This is a genomic window from Clostridium saudiense (genome assembly GCF_000577815.1).
GTDB classification, from domain to species: Bacteria; Bacillota; Clostridia; order Clostridiales; family Clostridiaceae; genus Clostridium; species Clostridium saudiense.
The window spans coordinates 1-23,315 of the sequence record NZ_CBYM010000042.1 but is presented as its reverse complement, the minus strand read 5'-3'; the positions used below and the strand labels follow the sequence as shown (position 1 = coordinate 23,315).

The 23,315-nt window shown below is 28.5% G+C and carries 25 protein-coding genes, 3 tRNA genes and 1 rRNA gene; 3 read left to right on the top strand and 26 right to left on the bottom strand.

The annotated features are described in order from the left end of the window. Positions 1 to 66 precede the first annotated feature (66 nt). The 9 genes from TY07_RS14980 to TY07_RS14940 form a co-directional block, all read right to left on the bottom strand. Positions 67 to 142, bottom strand: a tRNA-Thr gene (locus tag TY07_RS14980). Between the two features lie 81 nt (positions 143 to 223). Then, positions 224 to 868 carry an RNA polymerase sporulation sigma factor SigH gene (sigH, locus tag TY07_RS14975; RefSeq protein WP_074431766.1) on the bottom strand — a complete coding sequence of 215 codons (645 nt, stop codon included), beginning with the start codon at positions 866 to 868 and terminating at the stop codon, positions 224 to 226. Between the two features lie 34 nt (positions 869 to 902). Continuing rightward, complete coding sequence (locus tag TY07_RS14970; protein WP_042401911.1) at positions 903 to 1,412, bottom strand: NYN domain-containing protein; 510 nt, start codon at positions 1,410 to 1,412, stop codon at positions 903 to 905. A 23-nt stretch (positions 1,413 to 1,435) separates the two neighbouring features. Continuing rightward, positions 1,436 to 2,338, bottom strand: coding sequence for a 23S rRNA (guanosine(2251)-2'-O)-methyltransferase RlmB (gene rlmB, locus TY07_RS14965; protein ID WP_042401909.1), 903 nt, complete (start codon positions 2,336 to 2,338; stop codon positions 1,436 to 1,438). 17 nt (positions 2,339 to 2,355) lie between these two features. Continuing rightward, entirely contained in the window at positions 2,356 to 2,769 is a 414-nt protein-coding gene (locus TY07_RS14960) for a Mini-ribonuclease 3 (RefSeq protein ID WP_042401908.1), read from the bottom strand. A 173-nt stretch (positions 2,770 to 2,942) separates the two neighbouring features. Then, complete coding sequence (gene cysS / locus TY07_RS14955; RefSeq protein WP_042401906.1) at positions 2,943 to 4,343, bottom strand: cysteine--tRNA ligase; 1,401 nt, start codon at positions 4,341 to 4,343, stop codon at positions 2,943 to 2,945. A gap of 33 nt (positions 4,344 to 4,376) precedes the next feature. Then, complete coding sequence (locus TY07_RS14950; RefSeq protein ID WP_042401904.1) at positions 4,377 to 6,086, bottom strand: proline--tRNA ligase; 1,710 nt, start codon at positions 6,084 to 6,086, stop codon at positions 4,377 to 4,379. A 454-nt stretch (positions 6,087 to 6,540) separates the two neighbouring features. Continuing rightward, positions 6,541 to 7,215, bottom strand: coding sequence for a 2-C-methyl-D-erythritol 4-phosphate cytidylyltransferase (gene ispD / locus TY07_RS14945; protein ID WP_042401902.1), 675 nt, complete (start codon positions 7,213 to 7,215; stop codon positions 6,541 to 6,543). A gap of 12 nt (positions 7,216 to 7,227) precedes the next feature. Beyond that, positions 7,228 to 8,343, bottom strand: a complete 1,116-nt coding sequence (locus TY07_RS14940; protein ID WP_042401900.1) for a PIN/TRAM domain-containing protein — start codon at positions 8,341 to 8,343, stop codon at positions 7,228 to 7,230. A 257-nt stretch (positions 8,344 to 8,600) separates the two neighbouring features. Between TY07_RS14940 and TY07_RS14935 the strand changes: the two genes are divergently transcribed. Then, a complete protein-coding gene (locus TY07_RS14935; RefSeq protein ID WP_042401898.1) occupies positions 8,601 to 8,999 on the top strand; it encodes a nucleoside triphosphate pyrophosphohydrolase family protein in 399 nt (132 codons plus the stop codon). 70 nt (positions 9,000 to 9,069) lie between these two features. Here TY07_RS14935 and disA read toward each other — a convergent pair whose 3' ends face one another. The 4 genes from disA to TY07_RS14915 all read right to left on the bottom strand — a co-directional run bounded on the left by disA (position 9,070) and on the right by TY07_RS14915 (position 13,314). Then, on the bottom strand, positions 9,070 to 10,134 hold the full coding sequence (disA, locus tag TY07_RS14930) for a DNA integrity scanning diadenylate cyclase DisA (RefSeq protein WP_042401894.1): 1,065 nt from the start codon (positions 10,132 to 10,134) through the stop codon (positions 9,070 to 9,072). A 222-nt stretch (positions 10,135 to 10,356) separates the two neighbouring features. Beyond that, positions 10,357 to 11,748 carry a DNA repair protein RadA gene (gene radA / locus TY07_RS14925; RefSeq protein ID WP_042401892.1) on the bottom strand — a complete coding sequence of 464 codons (1,392 nt, stop codon included), beginning with the start codon at positions 11,746 to 11,748 and terminating at the stop codon, positions 10,357 to 10,359. 115 nt (positions 11,749 to 11,863) lie between these two features. Further along, positions 11,864 to 12,595, bottom strand: a complete 732-nt coding sequence (gene nagB, locus TY07_RS14920; protein WP_042401890.1) for a glucosamine-6-phosphate deaminase — start codon at positions 12,593 to 12,595, stop codon at positions 11,864 to 11,866. Next, positions 12,592 to 13,314, bottom strand: a complete 723-nt coding sequence (locus TY07_RS14915; protein ID WP_042401888.1) for a GntR family transcriptional regulator — start codon at positions 13,312 to 13,314, stop codon at positions 12,592 to 12,594. The genes nagB and TY07_RS14915 overlap by 4 nt, the downstream gene beginning before the upstream one ends. A 138-nt stretch (positions 13,315 to 13,452) precedes the next feature. Between TY07_RS14915 and TY07_RS18445 the strand changes: the two genes are divergently transcribed. Further along, positions 13,453 to 13,614 (top strand): hypothetical protein, encoded by a 162-nt coding sequence (locus TY07_RS18445; protein ID WP_172676176.1) that lies wholly within the window; start codon positions 13,453 to 13,455, stop codon positions 13,612 to 13,614. 83 nt (positions 13,615 to 13,697) lie between these two features. Here the strand turns inward: TY07_RS18445 and TY07_RS14910 are convergent, their stop codons facing one another. The 10 genes from TY07_RS14910 to TY07_RS14865 all read right to left on the bottom strand — a co-directional run bounded on the left by TY07_RS14910 (position 13,698) and on the right by TY07_RS14865 (position 21,593). Further along, positions 13,698 to 16,136 carry an ATP-dependent Clp protease ATP-binding subunit gene (locus tag TY07_RS14910; RefSeq protein WP_042401884.1) on the bottom strand — a complete coding sequence of 813 codons (2,439 nt, stop codon included), beginning with the start codon at positions 16,134 to 16,136 and terminating at the stop codon, positions 13,698 to 13,700. 110 nt (positions 16,137 to 16,246) lie between these two features. Next, the gene (locus TY07_RS14905; protein ID WP_042401882.1) at positions 16,247 to 16,702 is read right to left on the bottom strand and encodes a CtsR family transcriptional regulator; all 456 of its coding nucleotides are present in this window, start codon (positions 16,700 to 16,702) and stop codon (positions 16,247 to 16,249) included. A gap of 255 nt (positions 16,703 to 16,957) precedes the next feature. Beyond that, on the bottom strand, positions 16,958 to 17,128 hold the full coding sequence (locus TY07_RS14900; protein WP_042401880.1) for a DUF362 domain-containing protein: 171 nt from the start codon (positions 17,126 to 17,128) through the stop codon (positions 16,958 to 16,960). Positions 17,129 to 17,234: 106 nt separating this feature from the next. Beyond that, entirely contained in the window at positions 17,235 to 17,438 is a 204-nt protein-coding gene (locus TY07_RS14895) for a heavy-metal-associated domain-containing protein (RefSeq protein WP_042401875.1), read from the bottom strand. A gap of 12 nt (positions 17,439 to 17,450) precedes the next feature. Continuing rightward, positions 17,451 to 18,356 (bottom strand): PSP1 domain-containing protein, encoded by a 906-nt coding sequence (locus TY07_RS14890; RefSeq protein WP_042401872.1) that lies wholly within the window; start codon positions 18,354 to 18,356, stop codon positions 17,451 to 17,453. A gap of 2 nt (positions 18,357 to 18,358) precedes the next feature. Further along, positions 18,359 to 19,291 (bottom strand): DNA polymerase III subunit delta', encoded by a 933-nt coding sequence (locus TY07_RS14885; protein ID WP_042401866.1) that lies wholly within the window; start codon positions 19,289 to 19,291, stop codon positions 18,359 to 18,361. A 24-nt stretch (positions 19,292 to 19,315) separates the two neighbouring features. Then, complete coding sequence (locus tag TY07_RS14880; RefSeq protein WP_042401863.1) at positions 19,316 to 19,651, bottom strand: cyclic-di-AMP receptor; 336 nt, start codon at positions 19,649 to 19,651, stop codon at positions 19,316 to 19,318. A 242-nt stretch (positions 19,652 to 19,893) separates the two neighbouring features. Continuing rightward, complete coding sequence (locus TY07_RS14875) at positions 19,894 to 20,571, bottom strand: dTMP kinase (RefSeq protein ID WP_042401861.1); 678 nt, start codon at positions 20,569 to 20,571, stop codon at positions 19,894 to 19,896. A gap of 38 nt (positions 20,572 to 20,609) precedes the next feature. Beyond that, positions 20,610 to 20,828 (bottom strand): sigma factor G inhibitor Gin, encoded by a 219-nt coding sequence (locus tag TY07_RS14870; protein ID WP_042401857.1) that lies wholly within the window; start codon positions 20,826 to 20,828, stop codon positions 20,610 to 20,612. A gap of 279 nt (positions 20,829 to 21,107) precedes the next feature. Next, complete coding sequence (locus TY07_RS14865) at positions 21,108 to 21,593, bottom strand: hypothetical protein (RefSeq protein WP_042401854.1); 486 nt, start codon at positions 21,591 to 21,593, stop codon at positions 21,108 to 21,110. 295 nt (positions 21,594 to 21,888) lie between these two features. Between TY07_RS14865 and TY07_RS14860 the strand changes: the two genes are divergently transcribed. Further along, a complete protein-coding gene (locus TY07_RS14860) occupies positions 21,889 to 22,833 on the top strand; it encodes a magnesium transporter CorA family protein (protein WP_042401852.1) in 945 nt (314 codons plus the stop codon). Between the two features lie 144 nt (positions 22,834 to 22,977). Here TY07_RS14860 and TY07_RS14855 read toward each other — a convergent pair. The 3 genes from TY07_RS14855 to rrf form a co-directional block, all read right to left on the bottom strand. After that, a tRNA-Cys gene (locus TY07_RS14855) sits at positions 22,978 to 23,052 on the bottom strand. A gap of 5 nt (positions 23,053 to 23,057) precedes the next feature. Continuing rightward, a tRNA-Phe gene (locus TY07_RS14850) sits at positions 23,058 to 23,133 on the bottom strand. A 5-nt stretch (positions 23,134 to 23,138) separates the two neighbouring features. Continuing rightward, positions 23,139 to 23,255 (bottom strand): 5S ribosomal RNA (gene rrf, locus TY07_RS14845). Positions 23,256 to 23,315: the final 60 nt, after the last annotated feature.

The window sequence follows — 23,315 nt, the reverse complement described above, 5'->3', positions numbered from 1 at the left end:
TTTGAAATTCCTCCTTATTTTTAAATAAACTTTGCCTAGCGTTTGCATACTAATTTATATTCTCCATGGAGCTCATGATCGGGATTGAACCGACGACCTCCGCCTTACCAAGGCGACACTCTGCCAACTGAGCTACATGAGCATTAAAGTGCTATTCACTTTAATATACCAATTATAAAGTTTACTATCATTTGTTTTTTTTGTCAATATTAATTTACTATTATTATTTAGTGTCGGAAAGGCACTTTTCAAGCTTTCTTTTCACTCTCTGAAGTGCATTATCTATAGACTTTGCATGCCTATCTAAATCACATGCAATTTCTTGATAAGACTTACCATCAAGATAAGATTGTAACACTTCCATTTCCAAATCTGAAAGTACTTTTGAAATTGCTTCCTCAATGTACTTTTTTTCTTCTTTTCCAATAATAAGTTCTTCTGGATCACTTATCTTCATACTTGATAGTATATCCAAAAGTGTTCTTTCTGAATCATCTTCTGATACAGGTTTATTAAGAGATACATATGTATTTAATGGAATATGTTTTTGCCTTGTTGCTGTTTTTATTGCAGTAATTATCTGCCTAGTTATACACAATTCAGCAAACCCTCTAAATGTAGTTGATTTTTCATAGTTAAAATCTCTTATTGCTTTATATAAACCAATCATTCCCTCTTGATAAATATCTTCTTTGTCAGCTCCAATCAGGAAATATGATTTAGATTTTACCTTAACAAAGCTTTCATACTTAGAAATAACATATTCTTGAGCTCTACTATTTCCATTTTTTGCTTCAACCACAATTTCTTCTTCTGTCATTCCTTCAAATTCACTTGCTATCTCTTTCGAATAATCTTTGTTATCCACAAATCCCCCTCCATTCCCAAAAGCGCCTTTATATTTACCCACGCCTCATAGCCTCTAATTTTTTTAAAACATCATCATCAATATTATCTTGAACAGTACTCTTATGTGAAGTATATACTTTCTTAGTTGCTCGTCTTATATCTTCTGATGTATCAAATACCATATTATAGAATTCTATACTTGAAATTCTAGTTGCACCTCTTTGGAAAATTGTTTGCTGCTCCAAAGAATCAGATGTAACTACTGATACTTCAAATCTTCTTCCGATATTATGTATTTCTCTTTCAATATAAGCATCTGCAGTTTCTCCACTTTTAGTAAATACTACTGTTAAATTTTTATTGTATTCATATTTATTTTCTAAATTACCAGCTACTCTATAACCATCAAATACTAACATAATTTTGCACTGATGAATAGCACCATAATTATGTAAAATATCTATAAGTTTTTGTCTAGCACTATCCAAACTTATTTCTTTTTCACTCTTTAGATTACTCCAACTATTTATTACATTATATCCATCTATAAATATAAATTTCACTTTTTACCCCTATGTGTACTAAATTATTTAGTTAATCTGCCTTTTAAAACCTCATACATCATTATACCACCTGCAACTGAAGCATTTAAAGAGTTAATTTTTCCTATCATAGGGATTTTTACTAATAAATCACACTTTTTAAGAGTTAAATTAGAAATTCCTTTCCCTTCACTTCCAATTATTAATGCACATGGTCCAGAAAAATCAGTATTATAACTATAATCTGTTCCATCTATATCTGCACCATAAATCCAAATTCCTTGTTCTTTTAAAATATCTATAGTTGCATTTATATTCGTAACTTTTGCAATTCTCATATGCTCTATTGCTCCAGCTGAACATTTATAAACTGTAGATGTTACTCCAACATTTCTTCTCTTAGGTATAATAATACCATGAACTCCACAAAGTTCTGCAGTTCTTATTATCGATCCTAAGTTATGTGGATCTTCTATTTCGTCTAATATTACTATAAAAGGTTTTTCATCTTTTCTTTTCGCATATTCTAATATATCATTTACTTCACAATATTTGAAAGGAGTAACCTTTGCAACAATTCCTTGGTGATTTAACCCTTCACACATTGTATCTAATTTTCTTCTATCAGCTTCTTTAACAACAACCCCTTTGTCTTTTGCTAATCCTAAAGCAACTTTTATTGATCCTTCTAAATCACCTTTACTTACATATAAGCACTCTATTGTTCTATCACTTTTTAGTGCTTCAATTACAGCATTTCTTCCAATTACTAAATCTTCTCTTACTGCTTCACTATTTGCTTCTCTTGTTCCAGCAGCATAATTTCTATCTCTTTTTTCTTCTCTTCTATCCTGGAATCTATTGTTTTTTTCTTGGTATCTGTTACTCTTCTCTTGGAACTTATTAAATTCTCTTTCTCTTCTTCTTGGATTTTCTCTCTTAGTCATGACTATTCTCCTTTTTCTTATAGTTTTATTGAAATTGCACTATTGAATATAAATTCTAATCTTTCAGTATTACCTGTTAAATATAAATATCCTACTAATGCTTCAAAACCAGTTGCCATTCTATAATCTCTTACATCTGCATTTTTAGGAACTGTAGCTGATTTAGCATTTCTTCCTCTTTTATAGATATAGCTTTCATCTTCCGTTAATTTATCTTCAATTTCATGCATAATAACTGCTTGACTTTTAGCTTTAACATACCCTATTGCTTTGACATGTATTTTATGAGCAGTTAATTCGATATTTTCAGATAATATATGGTTTCTTATAAAAAGTTCATAAACCCCATCACCTACTAATGCAAGTTGAAGTGGATTTAGAAGTCGTGCTTCTTTTTCCGTAAATTCTCTTACTCTTAAATCCTTAAGCATCTTTTAATTTCTCCTCAATTATATAATAACTATATTTATTAAAATAGTAATGAAAAACTAAGAGTTAAAAGGAAGGAATAAACTTCTATAAAGTTTATTAAAATTTATTAGGAACCCACTAATCCTTCTCTCTTAACTCTACTTTAATTTTTCTTATATTTTTAATAAATTAATTAATCAATCTTTTTCCATCTAACACCTTGTGGAGTATCTAGAAGTTCTATACCTTTAGCTTTTAATTCATCTCTTATTTTATCTGCTAAAGCAAAATTTCTATCTTTTCTAGCTTGTTGTCTCTCAGCTATTAAAGCTTCAATCTCTTCCTCTAAATTTCCCTTAGTTGTCTTTTGTAGTATTCCTAAAGGTGAACCTAATTCTCTAATTAATTCTAATGCTTTTTCACATAATTCTTTTGATGAATTTATTCCAACATTGCTATTAATATCTCTTATTAAATCAAATAATACAGATATCGCATCGGCTGTATTGAAATCATCATCCATTTTTTCAATATATCTTTGTCTATAACTATCTAATGAATTTAAATACTTAACCTCATCTTCTGTCATTTCATTAATTTTTACTTCTGAAATTAAATTTTCTAAATTTCCAATTGCATTATATAATCTTTCAACTGAAGCCTTAGCTGATTCTAACAAATCATTACTAAAATTTAATTGGATTCTATAATGTCCTGAAAGCATTAAGAATCTAATTACATCAGGATCATATTGCTTTAAAGCATCTCTTGCTGTTAAGAAATTATTTAAAGACTTAGACATCTTTTGATTATTAACATTTAAGAATGCTGCATGCATCCAATAGTTTGCAAATTTCTTACCTGTTAAAGCTTCACTTTGAGCTATCTCATTTTCATGATGTGGAAATGCTAAATCCATTCCTCCAGCATGTATATCAATAGTTTCTCCAAGTAATTTCTTAGCCATGCATGAACACTCAATATGCCATCCTGGTCTTCCAACACCCCAAGGGCATTCCCAACCTGGCTCACCTGGTTTTTGTGCTTTCCAAATAGCAAAATCTACAGGATCTTCTTTTCTTTCATCCACATTAATTCTTGCTCCTGATCTTAAATCATCAAGATTTTGCCCTATAAGCTGTCCGTAATTTTCGAATTTTTTAGTTCTAAAGTAAACATCTCCATCAACTTCATAAGCATATCCTTTTTCTATTAATCCAGACACAAATTCAATTATCTCTGAAATATACTCAGTTGCTCTTGGATTTGTTGTTGCTCTTTTTATATTAAGTCCATCAGCATCTTTATAATATTCTGCTATATACTTATCTCCAATTTCTTTTACTGTAGTATGCTCTTCATTAGCTTTATTTATCATTTTATCATCTATATCAGTAAAATTTTGAACAAAGTTAACTTCATATCCCCTGTATTCCATATATCTTCTTATAGTATCAAAAACAATAAACGTTCTTCCATTACCTATGTGAAAATAGTTATATACCGTTGGTCCACAAACATACATGCTTATCTTCCCTGGTACTATAGGAACAAATTCTTCTTTTTTTCTAGTTAAAGAATTATATATTTTCATTATGAAATTCCTCCTTTTTTTATTTTTTCTATCCTATAATTTTATATTATTACTTTCAAATTGAGATTTTACTTTTTCTATAACATCATCAATTTTTATTACTTCCATCTCACCATCTCTTAATTTAAATTCAACTTCACCGTCAGTTATTTTCTTACCAACAGTAACTCTCATTGGAATTCCAATAAGTTCTGAATCTTTAAATTTAACTCCTGGTCTTTCGTTTCTATCATCTAATATAGCATCTACACCAACTTTTCTTAAATCTTCATATAGTTTATTAGCTATTTCCATTTGAGCTTCATCTTTAATATTTACTGGAATAACTGATACATGGTATGGTGCAACTGAAAGAGGCCATATTATTCCATTTTCATCATGATGTTGTTCAATTATTGATGCCATTGTTCTTGTAACACCAATACCATAACATCCCATAACAAATGGAGTGTTTTTACCATTTTCATCTATAAATGTAGCATTCATAGCTTCTGAATATTTAGTTCCTAATTTAAATATGTGACCTACTTCTGTTCCTCTTGCTATAGTAACTTCAGCTCCACACTCTGGACATTTTTCTCCACTTTCAATGTTTCTATAATCTCCTACAGTACCTTCGAAATCTCTTCCATAGTTAACATTCTTTAAGTGGTATCCTGTTTCATTTGCCCCTAATATCATGTTATACATATAAGTAACTTCTTCATCTACTAATAATAAGTCTACCTTTATTCCTACTGGTCCACCAAATCCAACTTCACAACCTGTAGCTTTTGTATATTCTTCATGAGAAGCCATAGCTATATCTCCTGAAGCCTTTGCAGCATTAGCTACTTTTACTTCATTAACTTCTCTATCTCCTCTAACAACTACACCTACTATTTTTCCATCTACATTAAACATTAATAGCTTAACAGTCTTTTTTGGTGACACATTTAGGAATGTTGAAACTTCTTCAATTCCTCTGCTATCTGGAGTAGCTACTTTTTCCATTGGTAATAATTCTTCAACCTCTGCTCTCTCTGGAGTAGCTTCAGCTTTTTCTATATTAGCTGCATAATCACAAGCCGTACAGAACACTACATCATCCTCACCAACTTCTGATTTAACCATAAATTCTGCTGAATTTGATCCTCCAATTGCTCCTGAATCTGCAGCAACGCACTTAGCATCAATTCCACATCTATTAAAAATCTTTACATATGCATCATGCATTTTATCATAAGATATATCTAATCCTGCTTGATCTTTATCGAAGCTATAAGCATCCTTCATTATGAATTCTCTAGATCTCATAACCCCAAATCTTGGTCTTCTTTCATCTCTATACTTAGTTTGAATTTGATAAAGATTTACTGGTAATTGCTTATATGATTTTATTTCATTTCTAGCTATATCTGTAAATACTTCTTCATGTGTTGGCCCAAGGCAGAAATCTCTATTATTTCTATCCTTTAATCTAAACATTTCATCTCCGTAAACATCCCATCTACCAGATTCTTGCCATAATTCTGCTGGTAACACTGCAGATGCTAAAAACTCTTGAGCACCAGCTGCATTCATTTCTTCTCTAACAATTTCTTCTATGTTCTTTAAAACCTTTAATCCAATTGGCATATAGTTATATACACCTGCTGCCATTTTTCTAATCATTCCAGCTCTAAGCATAAGCTTATGGCTATCTATTTCAGCTTCTGCTGGCACTTCTCTTAATGTTGATACTAACATATTTGACATCTTCATAATTATCTTCCTCCTGATTTTCTCTACATAATATCTTGTTGTTTTAATTGTTAATTACTATAGCATTAGAAATTAATAAATTGTGCTAGAACTTATTAATAAATTTTACCCTATTTTTATTTTTAAATAAGTCTCTTCTAGCTTTATTATTAATTTATTCTTGCATCCTTTTGTTTCTAAATAAAAAAAGTCCGTCCCTAATATAGAATTAGGGCGAACTTGTATCCGCGGTACCACCTAAATTTGTGCTTTAATAATGATAACGGTGTTAAACCGATAGTTTTTACCTACAACTCAAAAGCTGGTTCAAAATCTGTTGAAAATCTTACAGCCAAAGGATCTTCTCTCTGATTAGCGATTTCTACTATTCTTCATCACTGCTTTAGTAATATTCTTTTTTGATTAATTTATTATATAATCTTGAAAATACTCTGTCAATATAATGAAATTTAAATTAAATAAGCTTTTCACCTAAAATTAAATCTTCTGGAGTGGTAACTTTAATATTAGTGTATTCACCATCATAAAGATATACACTATAACCACATTTTTCAGCTACCATAGTATCATCAGTTACAACTATATTATTAATTTTTATCTTTTCATGACATTCTAATATTTCATTGAACTTAAAAACTTGAGGAGTCTGTATAGCTACTAAACTTCCCCTATCTGGAGTACTAACCGAAAAATTACTTTCATTTTTAATCTTAATTGTATCTTTAGGCATAACCCCTGGTGCACACGCACCGTAAACCTGAGCAAATTTAATTCCATCATCTATTATTCTATCAGAAATAAAAGGTCTTGCTCCATCATGGATTAATACAATATCTGTATTAGTATCTTCTAGACTTTTAAGTCCATTATATACAGAATCTTGTCTTTCTGTACCACCTATAACTATATTATCTACTTTTAAATTATATTTTTCTAAAATATTTTCCTTAAAATAAACTACTTCATCTTTAGATAATACAACTACTATATTGTCTATTTTTTTATTTTCACTGAATTTTTTTATAGTGTAATAAATAATAGGTTTTCCTTTTATCTCAATAAATTGCTTGCTAACAGGTGCCCCCATACGTTTTCCCTTACCACCAGCTAAAATAATAGCACTTATCATTTGAGTTCTCCTTTAATTATCCTTTGGTTTTGCAAAAATCATTCTTCCGGCAGATGTTTGAAGAACAGACGTTACAATAACTAAAATTTCTTCTCCAATGTATTTCTTTCCACCTTCAACTACAATCATAGTTCCATCATCAAGGTATCCAATACCCTGAGTTGACTCTTTACCATCTTTAATAACTATAATTTTCATTTCTTCCCCTGGAAGTACTACCGGCTTAATTGCATTAGCCAATTCATTTATATTTAAAACAGGAACTCCTTGGAATTCTGCAACTTTATTTAAATTGAAATCGTTAGTAATTACTTTTCCACCTAACTTTTGAGCTAATTTCAATAACTTGCTATCAACTTCAGCAATATCCTTAAAGTCACCTTCCCAAATTTGAGTTTCAATTTCTAATTCTTTTTGAATTTTATTTAATATATCTAATCCTCTTCTTCCTCTATTTCTTTTTAATGAATCTGAAGAATCTGATATGTGCCTAAGCTCATCTAAAACAAAGCTTGGTATAACTAAAGTCCCTTCTATAAATCCAGTTTGGCATAAATCAAATATTCTTCCATCTATAATTACTGATGTATCTAAAACCTTAGCACTTCCTTTAGCATAGCCTCTGCTCTTTTTCTCTTTTTCTCTTTCTCTTTGATTATTTCTTTTAAATATAAGTAACGTTGAAGAAATATCTTCTTTCTTTTTCACAAATATTTCAGCACCTAATATTGCTGCAATCAGTTCTAATAGTACAAAAATTATTGGTCCAATTGCAGGATGTATTCCTACAAATATTCCTGATAAAGGAGCACCTATAAATGCTGCAATAATCAATCCAATTAACAACCCTGCACTTCCGTAAATTACTTCTTGTGCACTTAATCTTTGAATATTTTTTTCAATTTTATCTATAGTGTTAGATATTAATTTATATAATCCTGGCGAAATAAAATAAAAAATAATTCCGAAAAGTAAAACACTTAAAATATAGAATATTGTAGTAGCTGCTACACCTTTTATAATATTAATTCTAAGCCCTGTATTAATCGCTAATATAGCTTCTGCAATGATATATCCAACCACTAATCCCAAAAGAGTAAAAATAATTTTTAATCCCTTCTTAAACAAAAACTCACCTCCTATTTAAATTACTTTTAATTTAAGTAATAGTTATAAATAACCATTTTTATTATACCATATTATTTATATTACTATTACTAAAATTTAACTTTAAAGAATAAATTAAATTTTAATACCCCCTATCAAAATATGACCAGGTTGTTTATTATAATATTAAGCCAATACAGATAAGGCTTGTATTGACAAAATTGTCTGAAAATACTTATAATTTAATTATGGATTATATTTCTAAGGAGTTGAGGCAAATGAAAGACATTATATTCGATAGCTTTCAAAATGACGTCAGTGAATCCCTACTAAGGCATAAAAGTATTCTTGATATATTAACTAAATATACTGAATCCAGTTGTAGAATTAACAGAGCTGTAGCTAAAGCCGTAACTAACTGTGGTTGCATTGAGATAAATGCGAAAAAACAATGTTTGCCAAATGATGACAACTCATTGGAAGATTTATCAAACTGTTTAAAAACTCATCTTGATGGCTGTTTATGTGATAACTGCCGTGAAGTTATAGAAAGAGAAATTGGGAATAATTTATTTTATCTTACTTCTCTTTGTAATGCGCTTGATATAAATCTTTATGATGTTTTATTAAAAGAAAGTGACAAAATGAATACACTTGGTAAATTTACCTTTAGATAAATATATAAGCAGGTTTTTACCTGCTTATATATTTTTACCGTTAAATCATATTAATATTCTTAATTTATTACTAAAGTTCTTTCTTTAAATGAATTTGTTCCTTTATTCTCTTTAACCCACTTCTAATAGCTGTAGCTCTCGCTTCTCCAATTCCTTCTACTTGATCTAATTCTTCCTTGCTTGCAGCTATTACATATTTTAACTCTTTAAAATGTTTAATTAAATTTTCGATTATATTAGTAGGTATTCTTGGGATTTTGAATAATATTCTATATCCCTTAGGTGAAATTAATGTATCTACTAATGATACTCCTCCAAATCCAAGCACCTTTGCTATAATTTCTAAATCTACTAATTCTTCAGAATTTAACTTTTGAATTTCTTTATAAATGTTGTTATGATCAGCATTTTCTCCACAATAATCTCTTATTAAAAGAATTCCATCTCTTTCAATATATCTTATTAACTCGTTTAATTGCATGGAAATTAATCTACCTTCATTTCCAAGCTCTAATATATATCTTTTTATTTCTTCTACTATTCTCATTACCATTTCTGTTCTTTGTATTGCAGTTACAACATCAAAAACAGTTGTTAAGTCTTGAAATTCTAATATGTTTAAATTATTTATTACTCTCTCTAATACATTTACATACTTTTCTAAGGTTTGGATTGCTTGATTTGCTCTTGCTAAAATTACACTGCTGTCTTGTAATACATATTTTATATCACCTTTATATACAGTAATAATATTTCTTCTTTGAGATATTGCTACAACAATTGTGTCAGTTTGCTTAGCTATTCTCTGTGCAGTTCTATGTCTTGTTCCTGTTTCATATGTTTGAACTGTTGGATCTGGTAACAATTGTGCATTTGCACAAACAATTTTTCTTAAATCTTGACTTAATACTATTGCTCCGTCCATTTTAGCTAATTCATATATATATGCTGGAGTATATTCTGAGTTAATATTAAATCCTCCATCAACAATACTCATTACTTCATCAGAATCTCCTAAAACTATCAGGCCACCTGTTTTAGCTCTTAAGATATTTTCTAAACCTTCTCTTAAATATGTTCCCGGACTAACTATCTTTAATATATTTTTTATTTCATTATCATCCTTAATTCTCATGCAATCACCTAACTTTATTTTCAATTCATATCTCTATTTATATAATTAAGCTAATATTTATCAACTTATCATTATTATTCATTTTCCTAACATATATAATATTACTATTATATAATTATTAACTCAATAATTTTGTAAATATTTATAAATAATATTCTTTATAGTTTTTTCTACAAAAAAAGTAAGTATAAATTATTATACTTACTTTTTTCCATAATTATATTATCTATATACATCTGCTATAACATCATTTAATGTTTTCATAGCCATTATTTTTATATTAGGTATATTTACTTCTTTACTAAATGAATCTTTTGCTACATATACTTTCTTAAATCCCATTCTTGCAAGTTCCTTTACCCTAATTTCTATTGAAGGTACCTTTTTTAATTCACCAGTAAGACCTACATCAGCTATAAAAGCAATATTTGCTTCAATTCCCCTTTGTTTTACAGATGAAACTATACTCATAATAACAGCCAAATTTATACCTTGTTCTTTTATTCTCATTCCGCCAGTAGTCTTTATAATAACATTCTTATCATAAAGTCCTATTCCGCCTCTTTGCTCCAAAATAGATATTAAAGTATTAAGCTTATCCTTACCTAATGTTTCTCCAATTCTTGTAGGATACGGAGTAAATGTTTTAGATACTAAACTTTCTACCTCTGTAATTATAGGTCTAGATCCTTCTTTTATAACAGTTAAAGTACTTCCTGAAACAACTTCTCCCTCTTCCCTTTTAGTCATAAAAAACTCCGATGGATTATCTATTGATACCATTCCTTTTTCAGACATTTGGAAAAAACCTGTTTCCCCAGTACTTCCAAATCTATTTTTAGAACTTACTAATCCTCTTAGTTCTTCATCTGTATCACATTCTATAATTAATACAGTATCTACTAAGTGTTCCAATGCTCTTAATCCTGCTAATTCATCAGCCTTAGTCATTTGCCCAACAATTATTACTGCACGTTGTCTTTTATTATCTTTAGCAATTCTTAATAACTCATTCGCACACTCCATAGTTTGTGTTGGCGACCCTGCTCTTGCTGGTAAAAAGCTATCCATAGTAAATGTTTGAATACTATCTATTATAATCAAATCTGGATCTATTTCATTAACTGCAGCCACTACATTATCCATACTCGTCTCTTGGACTACCCAAATATTATCATTAATATTTTTTAAAATTCTATCTGCCCTATTCTTAATTTGACTATCACTTTCTTCACCTGATGCATATATAACTTTAAATCCACTTCTAGCTATATTGTCAGCAACTTGTAATAATAAAGTTGATTTTCCTGCACCAGGACGTGCTGTTATTATAGTAATAGAATCTTTAACTATTCCGCCACCCATTACCCTGTCAAACTCACTTATTCCTGTTACAATTCTATCACTTTTACTTGAAGTTACTTCTGATAACTTTTTAATAGGTTTTCTTGCCAATTCTCTAACCTTAATCGCTTCTTTTACAGCCTTATTTTGCTGTACTACCTGTTCTTCGGTAAAAGTGTTCCAATTTCCACAATCAGGACATTTCCCCATCCACTTTGGTGATTCATATCCACATTCTTCACATACGAATACAGATTTTATCTTAGCCATATTATTCACCACTCTTATCTATATAAATTTTATTCTCTAATTTTCTTTATTATAATATAACATAACTTCAAATATAAAAAAATGAGGCTACATAAAAACCTCATTTTTAAAATTATTATTCATTTATAAGTGTCGCTGCTGCTTTATCTACAACTACTGTAACATCTCTATGCATTTGTAACATAGAAGCAGGGTTATCTGTTGTTATTTTTCCTGAGAATAATCCTTTAATAGCTTCTGCTTTACTTTCTCCTGAAGCAATTAAAACTATTTTCTTTGACTTCATTATTCCGCCTACACCCATGCTTATTGCTCTTCTTGGTACATCGGCTTCATTAGCAAAAAATCTTGCATTAGCTTTAATAGTATCTTCAGTTAATGTTATTATATGAGTTCCTGAAGATAGTTCTTCATCTGGTTCATTAAATGCTATATGTCCATTATTTCCTACACCTAAAAGTTGAATATCTATTCCACCTAGTTCCTCAATCTTTTTATCATATTCTTTACATTCTAATTCTAAATCTTTAGCTAGTCCATTAGGAACAAAAGTATTTTTTATATCTACATTAATATACTTAAATAAATTTTCATTCATAAAATGTCTATAACTTTGTTCATGTTCAGGATTTAATCCAACATATTCATCTAGATTTACTGTTGTAATTTTAGAAAAATCTAATTCTTTATTTTCATACATTTTAATTAATTCTTTATACATTCCAACTGGAGATCCTCCAGTTGCTAAACCTAAAACTGCATTTGGTTTTTCACTTATTACTTTAGCAAACTCTTTTGCTGCTACCTTACTTAATTCTTCATAATTATCAACAACTATTAAATTCATAACAATTCTCCCTCTTTTCTTGAAATATTAACTTGTAATGTAAATTTATCTGATTTGTAGTATGCCTCTTCTAAAAATAAAAGCTTATCCGAACTAGTAAATGTCTTATTAATAGTCTTTAATATAGGAGTATCCTTTTCACATTCTAATAATCCTCTTATCTCATCATTAACATTAACTGCAATTATTGATGAATTTGAATGAGTAATTGTATATCCAAATCCTTCTAAAATCTTATATAATGAGCCAGATAGCATTTCTTTATTAATACTTCCACAATAATCTACCGGAATATATACTGTTTCCAAAGCAATGCTCTCTCCATCTACTATTCTTTTTCTTGTTATTTTGTACAACTTATCTAATATAAAAATATCCTGCATATCATCAGGCGTATCTATAACTTCAAATTCTATAACTTTTGTGTCCAATTTTCTTCCGCTTTGATTAATCATTTCAGTAAAGCTCATCATATCCTTTTGATTTACCTTTTGCTCACATACAAATGTTCCTTTACCTTTTTTTCTAAGCAAAATTCCTTCTTGAACTAGCTCTCCAATAGCTTGTCTTATAGTCATTCTACTTACTTCATAGATTTCACAAAGCTCTCTTTCACTTGAAATACATTCACCTGGCTTCCAAACACCTTTTGCAATTTTTTTTATTAAATCGTTTTTTAATTGATAATACACCGGTATCGGACTATTTTTATCTATCATAAATATCACTCCCAAATTTATTATATTATACATACATATAGTTGTCTATACCAGTTAAGGATTTTTTTTAATATAAAATATACATATTTATTTATTATATGGAAATACTATCTATATAAATTCCAAGGAGATGGTATTTTGATAGATAAATCTTATTTTAATAATGTTCCTTCAAAAAACATTTTAAATGATTATAAACCTAAAAATTTATCTAGCGATTATGTCGATAACTCTACTTCAAACTGCATAGAAAACATGGTTATTAATTCTAACCTAGATAATGATAATAATATTAAATAGCTTAATATTATAAAAAAGAGTAAGGCGATTTATTTATCACCTTACTCTTTTACATTATTTATTCCCCTTAAATTTCTTAACATTTACCTATGGGAAAATACCAATATCTCATCTCTGCATTCAACCTTTAATTTATCTCCAACTTTAATTTCACCTTTAAGTAATTCATCACTTAACTTATCAACTATTTCTCTATTAATTATACCTCTTAAAGGTCTTGCACCAAATTCAAGATTTTTATTTTTATTAATAAGGAATTTATTTAAATCCTCATCGTAAATTAAATCTATATTCTTTTCTTTTAATCTACTTATTGTATCTTTTAGCATTATATTTACTATTTGTAATGTATCTTCTTCCTTTAGCTGATTAAATACTATTATATCATCTACCCTATTTAGGAATTCAGGCTTAAAGGCATTCTTTAATTCTCCTAATACAACGTCCTTCATTTTCTCATATTCTGCTTCTTTTAAATTAGAATTAGTATCAAATCCAACTTTTCTTTGACTCTTTAATTTTTGAGCTCCTACATTAGATGTCATAATCACTATAGTATTTTTAAAGTCTACTGTCTTGCCCTTTCCATCAGTTAATCTTCCATCTTCCATAATTTGAAGTAATATATTAAATACATCTGGATGAGCCTTTTCAATTTCATCTAATAATACTACTGAATAAGGTTTTCTCCTTACAGCCTCTGATAGCTGACCACCCTCTTCATATCCTACATATCCTGGAGGTGCTCCAATTAATCTTGAAACTGAATGCTTCTCCATATATTCAGACATATCAATTCTGATTAAATTGCTTATTTTCCCAAACATGACTTCTGCTAAAACATTGCAAAGTTCAGTTTTACCTACACCTGTTGGTCCACAGAAAATAAAAGTTCCAATTGGTCTATTAGGATTCTTAAGTCCAACTCTTGCTCTTTTAACTGCCCTAGTTAAAGCTTTTATCGCTTCATCTTGACCTACAACTCTTTGCCTTAGAGTATCTTCTAGATGTAATAACTTAACAGATTCTTTTTCGGTTAATTTTTCTACTGGAACCTTAGTCCATATTGAAACAACTTTTGCAATATCATCTTCATCAACTATTTGAACTTCTGTACAACTATGTGCTCTCCATTCATTTTTAATCTTTTCAAATTCTTCTTTTAGTTGCTTTTCATTATCTCTTAAATTAGCAGCTTTTTCAAAATCTTGATTTTTAATTGACTCTTCTTTTTCACTAATTATTTTTTCAATATCTAATTCTTTTTTCTTAATCTCAGGTGGAAGAGTTAATCTTGAAATCCTTACTTTTGCCGCTGCTTCATCTATTAAATCTATAGCTTTATCAGGCATATATCTATCACTTATATATCTATCTGATAAATCTACAGCCATATATAATGCACCATCTGTAATCTTAACTTTGTGATGTGATTCATATTTATCTCTTAATCCAAATAAAATATTTACAGTTTCATCTTTAGATGGAGGCTCAACATTAACTGTTTGAAATCTTCTTTCTAATGCAGCATCCTTTTCTATATGCTTTCTGTATTCATCAATTGTTGTCGCCCCTATGCATTTTATTTCCCCTCTTGCTAAAGCAGGTTTCAAAATATTAGAAGCATCTATAGCACCTTCTGCTCCTCCAGCTCCTACTATAGTATGAATTTCATCGATAAAGATTATAATATCATCTTCATTTTTAAGTTCATTCATTACCTTCTTTAATCTTTCCTCAAATTCACCTCTATATTTTGCTCCTGCAATCATAGATGTTATATCTAAAACTAATAATCTCTTATCCCTTAAACTTTCTGGTGCATCTCCAGAAATAATTTTTTGTGCTAATCCTTCAATTATAGCAGTTTTTCCTACACCTGGTTCACCAATTAGACAAGGATTATTTTTTATTCTTCTACACAGTATTTCCAATACCCTTTGAGTTTCTTCCTCTCTGCCAATTACAGGGTCTAATTTTCCCTCCTTGGCACTTTGAGTTAAATCAGTGCTATATTGATCTAATACTGGAGTTTTATTTTGCTTCTTTTCCCTTTGTACTGACTTTTTACTTTCTCTAAGCTCATTTCCAGAAATATATTTATCTAACTCTTGCTTAATAGACGATAAATCAACCTTACTACTTGTTAAAATAGTAAAAGCAACACCTTCTCCTTCATTTATTAATGCAAGTAATATATGCTCAGGATTTATAAAACTATGCCCATACTTTCTTGCTATATCTAAACTATCATCAAAAAGTCTCTTTGCTCTTGGTGTTAATAACATTTCGCCTGTTGAAACTTCGTCATCACCAAAACCTAGATAATCTTCAGTCATCTTTTTTACCTTATCTATAGTAATTCCTTTATTAGTTAAAAGCTGTCCTGCATATCCATTTTCTTTTAATATCCCTAATAAAACATGTTCTGTTCCAATATAACCGTGCTTAAAACTTTGAGACTCTTGTTGTGCTTCTACTAATACAACTTGCGCTCTTTCTGTAAACCTCCCAAAAATCACAGTGTCACCTCCAAATATAATCAAATATAGATTAAATATAACTTGTTATTATATTCTGCAAATATGACCCAACCCTTTATCACTACTTGTTTTATCATCTACTATAATTATTATGATAAAATAACCATTATAATACCCTTAAGTATTTCTGCCCTTAGCTTATTTTTATCTTCTGCATTTGATAATGTTCTATCGTTAATTGATATTTTTACAATTTCAAGCTCTCTTTTAGTTATTAAATTAGTTTCATATAAATGCTCTAATAATAATAAAGCTGCACTATAGGTTAAACTTTCTCCAATAGCTTTATTTATTGCCTCTACTTGTTTTTCTTTATTATTATATTCTATTCTTTTGATTATTATATAACCGCCGCCACCTCTTCTACTTTCAATCATATATCCCTTTTCAGAAGTAAATCTAGTTGTTAATACATAATTAATTTGAGATGGAGCACAATTAAATTTATCTGCTAATTCATTTCTTTGAATAATTACCTCCTTATCCTTTTTATCTTCTATCATGTCATTTATAAACTGTGCTATTATATCTGAAATTCTTGCCACAATTTCACCTTCCTAAACATACTTTGACCTTATTTGACTTTAATTATATATAAAAATTTTTTTTATGTCTATTCTATAATTTAATTATTTGGGGCTATATTATTAAAGATTTATTAAAATAGGTACAACTTATTATTATTTTTAATTTTTTTAACTATTTTATTTATAATATTATCTAAATCATATTTTTGATATAAATTATTTTTCTCCATAAAAAAAAGAGTCATCATAATATGACGACTCTTTTCATTGGAATTAAGCTTCAGCTGGAGCTCCTACTGGACAAACATTTGCACAGTTTCCACAATCGATACAAGTATCTGCATCAATAACGAATTGAGTATCTCCTTGGCTTATAGCGTTAACTGGACATTCTGCAGCGCAAGCTCCACAGTTAACACAAGAATCATTGATTGCGTATGCCATTAAAAAACACCTCCCCATTACTTATTAATAACATAACTATTTTATCATACATACTTTTCTTTTTAAAGGCAAAGTTAAATTTATACTATTTTCTATAATTTATATACTAAATAACCATATAACCAGCCATTTCAATAGCATTAATTATTTCATCTATAGAAACGCTCAATTTATCATACACTAAATGTACCTCTTTTTTATTTAAATTAATTTCACATGCTAGAACCCCTTCGTAATCACTTACTATACTTCTGATTTTTAAGATATCTGCATGACTAGTTAAATTAGAAATTCTAACTAGCTCTTTCATTAATTATCCTCCTTAGTTACCCTTAATCAAATTCTTAATTAACTTTCTATCTTCTTCAGATTCTACTTCTAATTTTATATCATCATCATCAACTGAATCCTCATAATGACCTTTAATAAGTTCAATAGTATCAATTTTAAACTCTTCTAATATTTCTTCTTCGCCCTTTTTAAGCTTAACCTTAACACTTTCTTTAACAATATTATTTGAAAATACTTCTCCTGTGCCTTCACTTGTCTTTACTATCGAACCAACTTTAGGCATTCTTTTTCTAATATCTTCATAAGTACTTTGTTCATAATTTAAACAACACATAAGTCTTCCACAAATCCCTGATATTTTAGTTGGATTAAGTGATAAGTTTTGCTCTTTTGCCATCTTTATTGAAACAGATGCAAAGTCTCCTAAAAAGCTAGAACAACACATTGGTCTACCACAAGGCCCAAGACCACCTAACATCTTAGCTTCATCTCTAACTCCTATTTGTCTAAGCTCTATACGAGTTTTAAATATTGTTGCTAAATCCTTAACTAATTCTCTAAAGTCAACTCTTCCATCTGCTGTGAAATAAAATATAACTTTATTATTATCGAAAGTATATTCTACATCTATAAGTTTCATGGTTAATCCATGTTCTTGAATTTTCTTTAAACATATATTAAATGCATCTTTTTCTTTATCTTTATTTTTAAAATGTCTATCTATATCTTCTTCAGTTGCTATTCTTAATACACTCTTAAGTGGTGCAACTATATCATTTTCATTTATTTCTTTTATTCCTATTACACATTCTCCAAATTCAATACCTCTAGCGGTTTCAACTACTACATATGTATCCTTTTGTATATTCATATCTGCTGGATCAAAGTAATATATTTTTCCAGCCTTTTTAAATCTAACTCCTACGACCTTTATCATAATTAACCCTCCATGAAGCCCATTAACATTACTCGTAGTGTCATTACCCAACTAACATTACTTTTAATATTTTTACGTGCTTCTTCTATTGTCTTTATCATATTATTTAACTTTCTAAATGACATTTCTTTAGTAAGTTCTCTTATATCATCAAGTTTATCACCATTTATGATAAATTCCTCATTTTCAACTTCCTTATCTATTAAAATATCTCTAATAAAAGAGCCAAATATATTTAATACTTCTTCTTTATTATCTTTTAAAGTACTTAGAGCTTCTTCTTGTTGTAGTACAATTTCTACATCATTTTTATTTAAGCTCTTAATTAATTCAATAACTTTATTTCTTAATTCCCTTAAGTTTTCATCATTAAAATATCTATCTATTCTTCCTGGTATTCCTTCACTAAAAGCTATTGCAGATCTTATATCACTTTCATTATAATCAAAGCCCTTAATTTTTATATATTCATATAATTCATTCTTGGTTAATGGTGTTAATTTATATATTTCACACCTAGATTTTATTGTATCTAAAATTAACTCTAAACTTTCACACAATATTATTATGTGAACTCCTATTGGTGGTTCTTCTATGGTTTTTAAAAGTGCATTTTGAGCTTGAATAGTAAGCTTATTTCCTTCATGAATAATTATCACTTTTCTATCACCTTCAAAAGGCTTTTTAGAAACTTCTTCAATTATATCTCTAACCTCATCTACTCCAAAAGATGCCTTACTACTCTTATAATTGATTATATCTACATATTCTCTCTCTAAATCTCCATTTAAAATAAGCTTAGCTAAAATATTAGCTAATTTACTTTTTCCAATTCCATCTTCTCCTGCAATGAGGTGTGCATGAGAAAGTGTATTTTTTAAACATCTATCCTTAAAATTATTAATTAAATCACTATATCCTATAAAGTTTCTCATACATTCACCTCCTAATCAACTTAATTAAACTTTATAAAATTGATCAACATCTAAAACAAATACTGTAGCTCCACCCACTTCTACTTCAATTGGATAAGGCATATACATTCCTGATCCACTGCCAATTGTACTTGGTGTTGGTGTAGATACCATTTCTTTTCTTTTTTTACAAACATCCTCAATGACTTTAACAACATCCTTTACTACTTTTTCTTCAACACCAATCATTAAAGTAGTATTCCCTGATTTTAAAAAACCTCCTGTAGTTGCTAATTTAGTTACCCTATAATTTTTATCTGTAAGCTCTTCAATTAAATCTATAGCATCATCATCTTGTACTATAGCTAAAACTAGTTTCATACCATATACCTCCACTCTTATACTAATAAATTCTTCTTATATATTTTATCATAAATATATAAGAATTTACTAAATTTTCTCTTAAAATAATGTATTATATGAATTTTTATTTTCATTTTCTACTATTATCTATATCAAATCATTAATACTAATACAAAGTTTGTAATAAAGATAAAAGGATTGTTAAAAACAAAGAACTTTCCTTATAAATAATCCCTTCTTTTAAACAACCCATCTTAAATTTATATATATTTTTTTACTTTTTCATAAATTTCATCATTAATTTCTTCTATGCTTCTAAGCTTAGAATTCTTACAACACTTGATAACATCCCAATTGTATTTTTCTGCAATATATAAAGAATTATTATATGAATTTATCAAATATTCCTTATTACTTTCATGAATATCTTTTGCTTCTTCTCCTGTAAACTTATTAGCTCTATTTCTCATAAGCTCTTGACTTACTTCTGGATCAACATCTAAGAATATAACATGATCTGGTTTTGGAATTTGATAAATATTAAACTCTAAATCATATAACCATTCAATAAATTTCTCTTTTTCTTCACCATTTAGTTTAGCGGCTTGATGTACCATATTTGAGGTAGTATATCTATCACTTATAATAATTCCACCATTCTCATAAAAATCACCCCATTTAGTCTTATAAGACGCATATCTATCAGCTGCATAAAAAGTTGATGAGATATATGGACTAACATCATTTGGATCTTTTCCAAAATCTCCATTTAAGTACATCTTAACTAGAGCTGATGAATCACTCGCATAATCAGGGAAAGTTATTTTTAAACACTCTTTTCCTTCACTTATTAATCTTTCATATAATCTTTGTGACTGAGTAGCCTTTCCACTTGCATCTGAACCTGATTCAATAATTATTAATTTACCTTTACCCATCCTTCTCATCCTTTCGATCATCTTAAGTTCTATTTAACTTATTTATTTTTTATTATCTTATTTGTAATAGACTTCTTTATCTTATTTTTTATTACTTCATATTCATCGCTATTAATATCTATCATATTCATTTTTTCAAGACATCTATCACAAATAAAATTATTCATTATTTGAATTCCATTTCCAACACATTCATTCTCACATATTATACAATATTTTTCTGTATCTCTCCATATATCCTTACTACTAATATCCATAAAATTAACCCTCCCTTTTTTATTAAGTCTTGCCCATTATTTAATCTATATACCTTCTATTGTCTTATTTATGTAAATATTTTGTTTAAACTAAATAGGAGTAATAATCCTAGTATTTAAAATCATATTGTAGTTCATTCTATAAATGTTTCTAAAATAAAAATCATATATAAAATAAGAAAAATATATTTTCTTCAAATAATATTAGAAATAAAAAAATGAGATAGTCATGCTAAATTTTAATGACTATCTCAACCTACTATTTAAATTTTATAATTTTTAATGTTGACTAGAAGATTTTATACGTGAAACTAAAGTATCACTTGGCTCAAAAACAAATTTATATATTTTCCCTTCTTTTTTATATATACATAATAATTTTTTTGCCTTATCAAATTTTCTAATATAGTGTCTACTACATTTACATCTACTATACTCTTTAGGAACATTACTTTTTTCACCAATATAAATTATATCTTTTATTTTTAGGCTCTCCACATTTTCTTCGTTTTTACTGTTTATCTTATTAATTATAAGTTTATCAGAAATTATACAGTACTTATATGCAATTTTACACTTTCTAGTTTCTATAAATAAAACTATTAGTGTTGTCATTATTAAAAGAGCCTCTAATATAAATTTAATGGTAACATTTCTTCCTAAAGTCATTTTAGAAAATTGGTATATATATAGTGCAACTGTAATAGTTAATAATGAAATTATAATTGCAACTGTCTTTTTCCCCTGCTTAATCTCCTTATGCATATGTGGACTTCCCCCAAATATTTCTATCTTATTTTCTCTGACAATATTTTGATTATACTAATTTTATATATAGAATTACAAACTCTATATTTTCTTTAATATCACTATCTTGTCCACTATATATTAAAGAAATTGAAATATCTTATCTAAGCTAACTATTAATCATTAATGTTTAACTTCTTATATCTTTATATCCCCTGTAAATGTATACTATTCAAATATTAATGACAGATTTAAATTTCCTTTTATGTTATAATCTTATTATAAATTTCATAATTAATAGAGAGGTATATTAATGATTCAAATATATAAAAGCATAAGTGAAACAGATTCAACGTTAAAACAATTAGATTCTATAGAAAATGGCTGTTGGATTAATATTGTTGCCCCATCTGACGAAGAGTTAATATTAATTTCAAAAAAGACTGGAGTTCCCTTAAGCTTTTTAAGAGCCCCACTTGATGATGAAGAAACTTCTAGAATAGATGTAGAAGATGAGTTTACATTAGTAGTAGTAGATATTCCTTTTACAGAAATGGAAGATAACTCTTTAACTTACGATACTTATCCTCTAGCTATAATTCACTCTGAAAAAGAGATTATTACAGTATGTTTAAAGAATAGTAGAATAATAACTGATTTTATAAATGGTCGTGTAAAATCATTCTTTTCTTTTAAGAAATCTAGATTCATACTTCAAATTTTAAATAGAATTTCAACTTACTATTTAATTTATCTTAGACAAATTGATAAAAAAAGTGTAATGATTGAAAAAAGATTACATAAATCTATGAAAAATAGAGAATTAATCCAATTACATTCATTAGAAAAATCACTAGTTTATTTCTCTACTTCACTTAAGGCTAATGAAGTAACTTTAGAGAAAATGTTAAAAATGGATATCATGCAAAAATATGAAGATGATCAAGATTTATTAGAAGATGTAATTATTGAAAATAAGCAAGCAATAGAAATGACCGATATTTATAGTAATATCTTATCTAGTACCATGGATTTCTTTGCTTCTGTTATATCTAATAACCTTAACATAGTTATGAAGGTTTTAGCTTCTGTTACTATATTAATGGCTATTCCAACTATAATTGGTGGTATATTTGGAATGAATGTAGAATTGCCACTTCAGAACAACCCACAAGGTTTTGTTATAATTATTTTCCTTACAATTCTTTTAACACTTTTTACTGCCTTTATCTTATACAAAAAAGATATGTTTAGCTAAAATATTAAAAATATCCACAACCAATTTAAAATTAGTTGTGGATATTTTATTTTATATTGTGAATAACTTTTATTTTAATTATTTTTTATAATTTATATAAAAAGACAAAATAAAAAACCTACAAGTAATTCTTGTAGGTTTTTTTGGAGGCGCCACCCAGATTTGAACTGGGGAATAAAGGTTTTGCAGACCTCTGCCTTACCACTTGGCTATGGCGCCATACCTGGTGGCTCGACCAGGAATCGAACCAGGGACACGAGGATTTTCAGTCCTCTGCTCTACCGACTGAGCTATCGAGCCACATTACCTAGCAACGTTCTACTCTCCCACACAGTCCCCCATGCAGTACCATCGACGCTGTAGAGCTTAACTTTCCTGTTCGGAATGGGAAGGAGTGTTTCCTCTACGCCATCATCACTAGATATTATATGTTTGAAAGAATTTGTTCTTTCAAAATTGCATATGAATTATTTTTTATATTT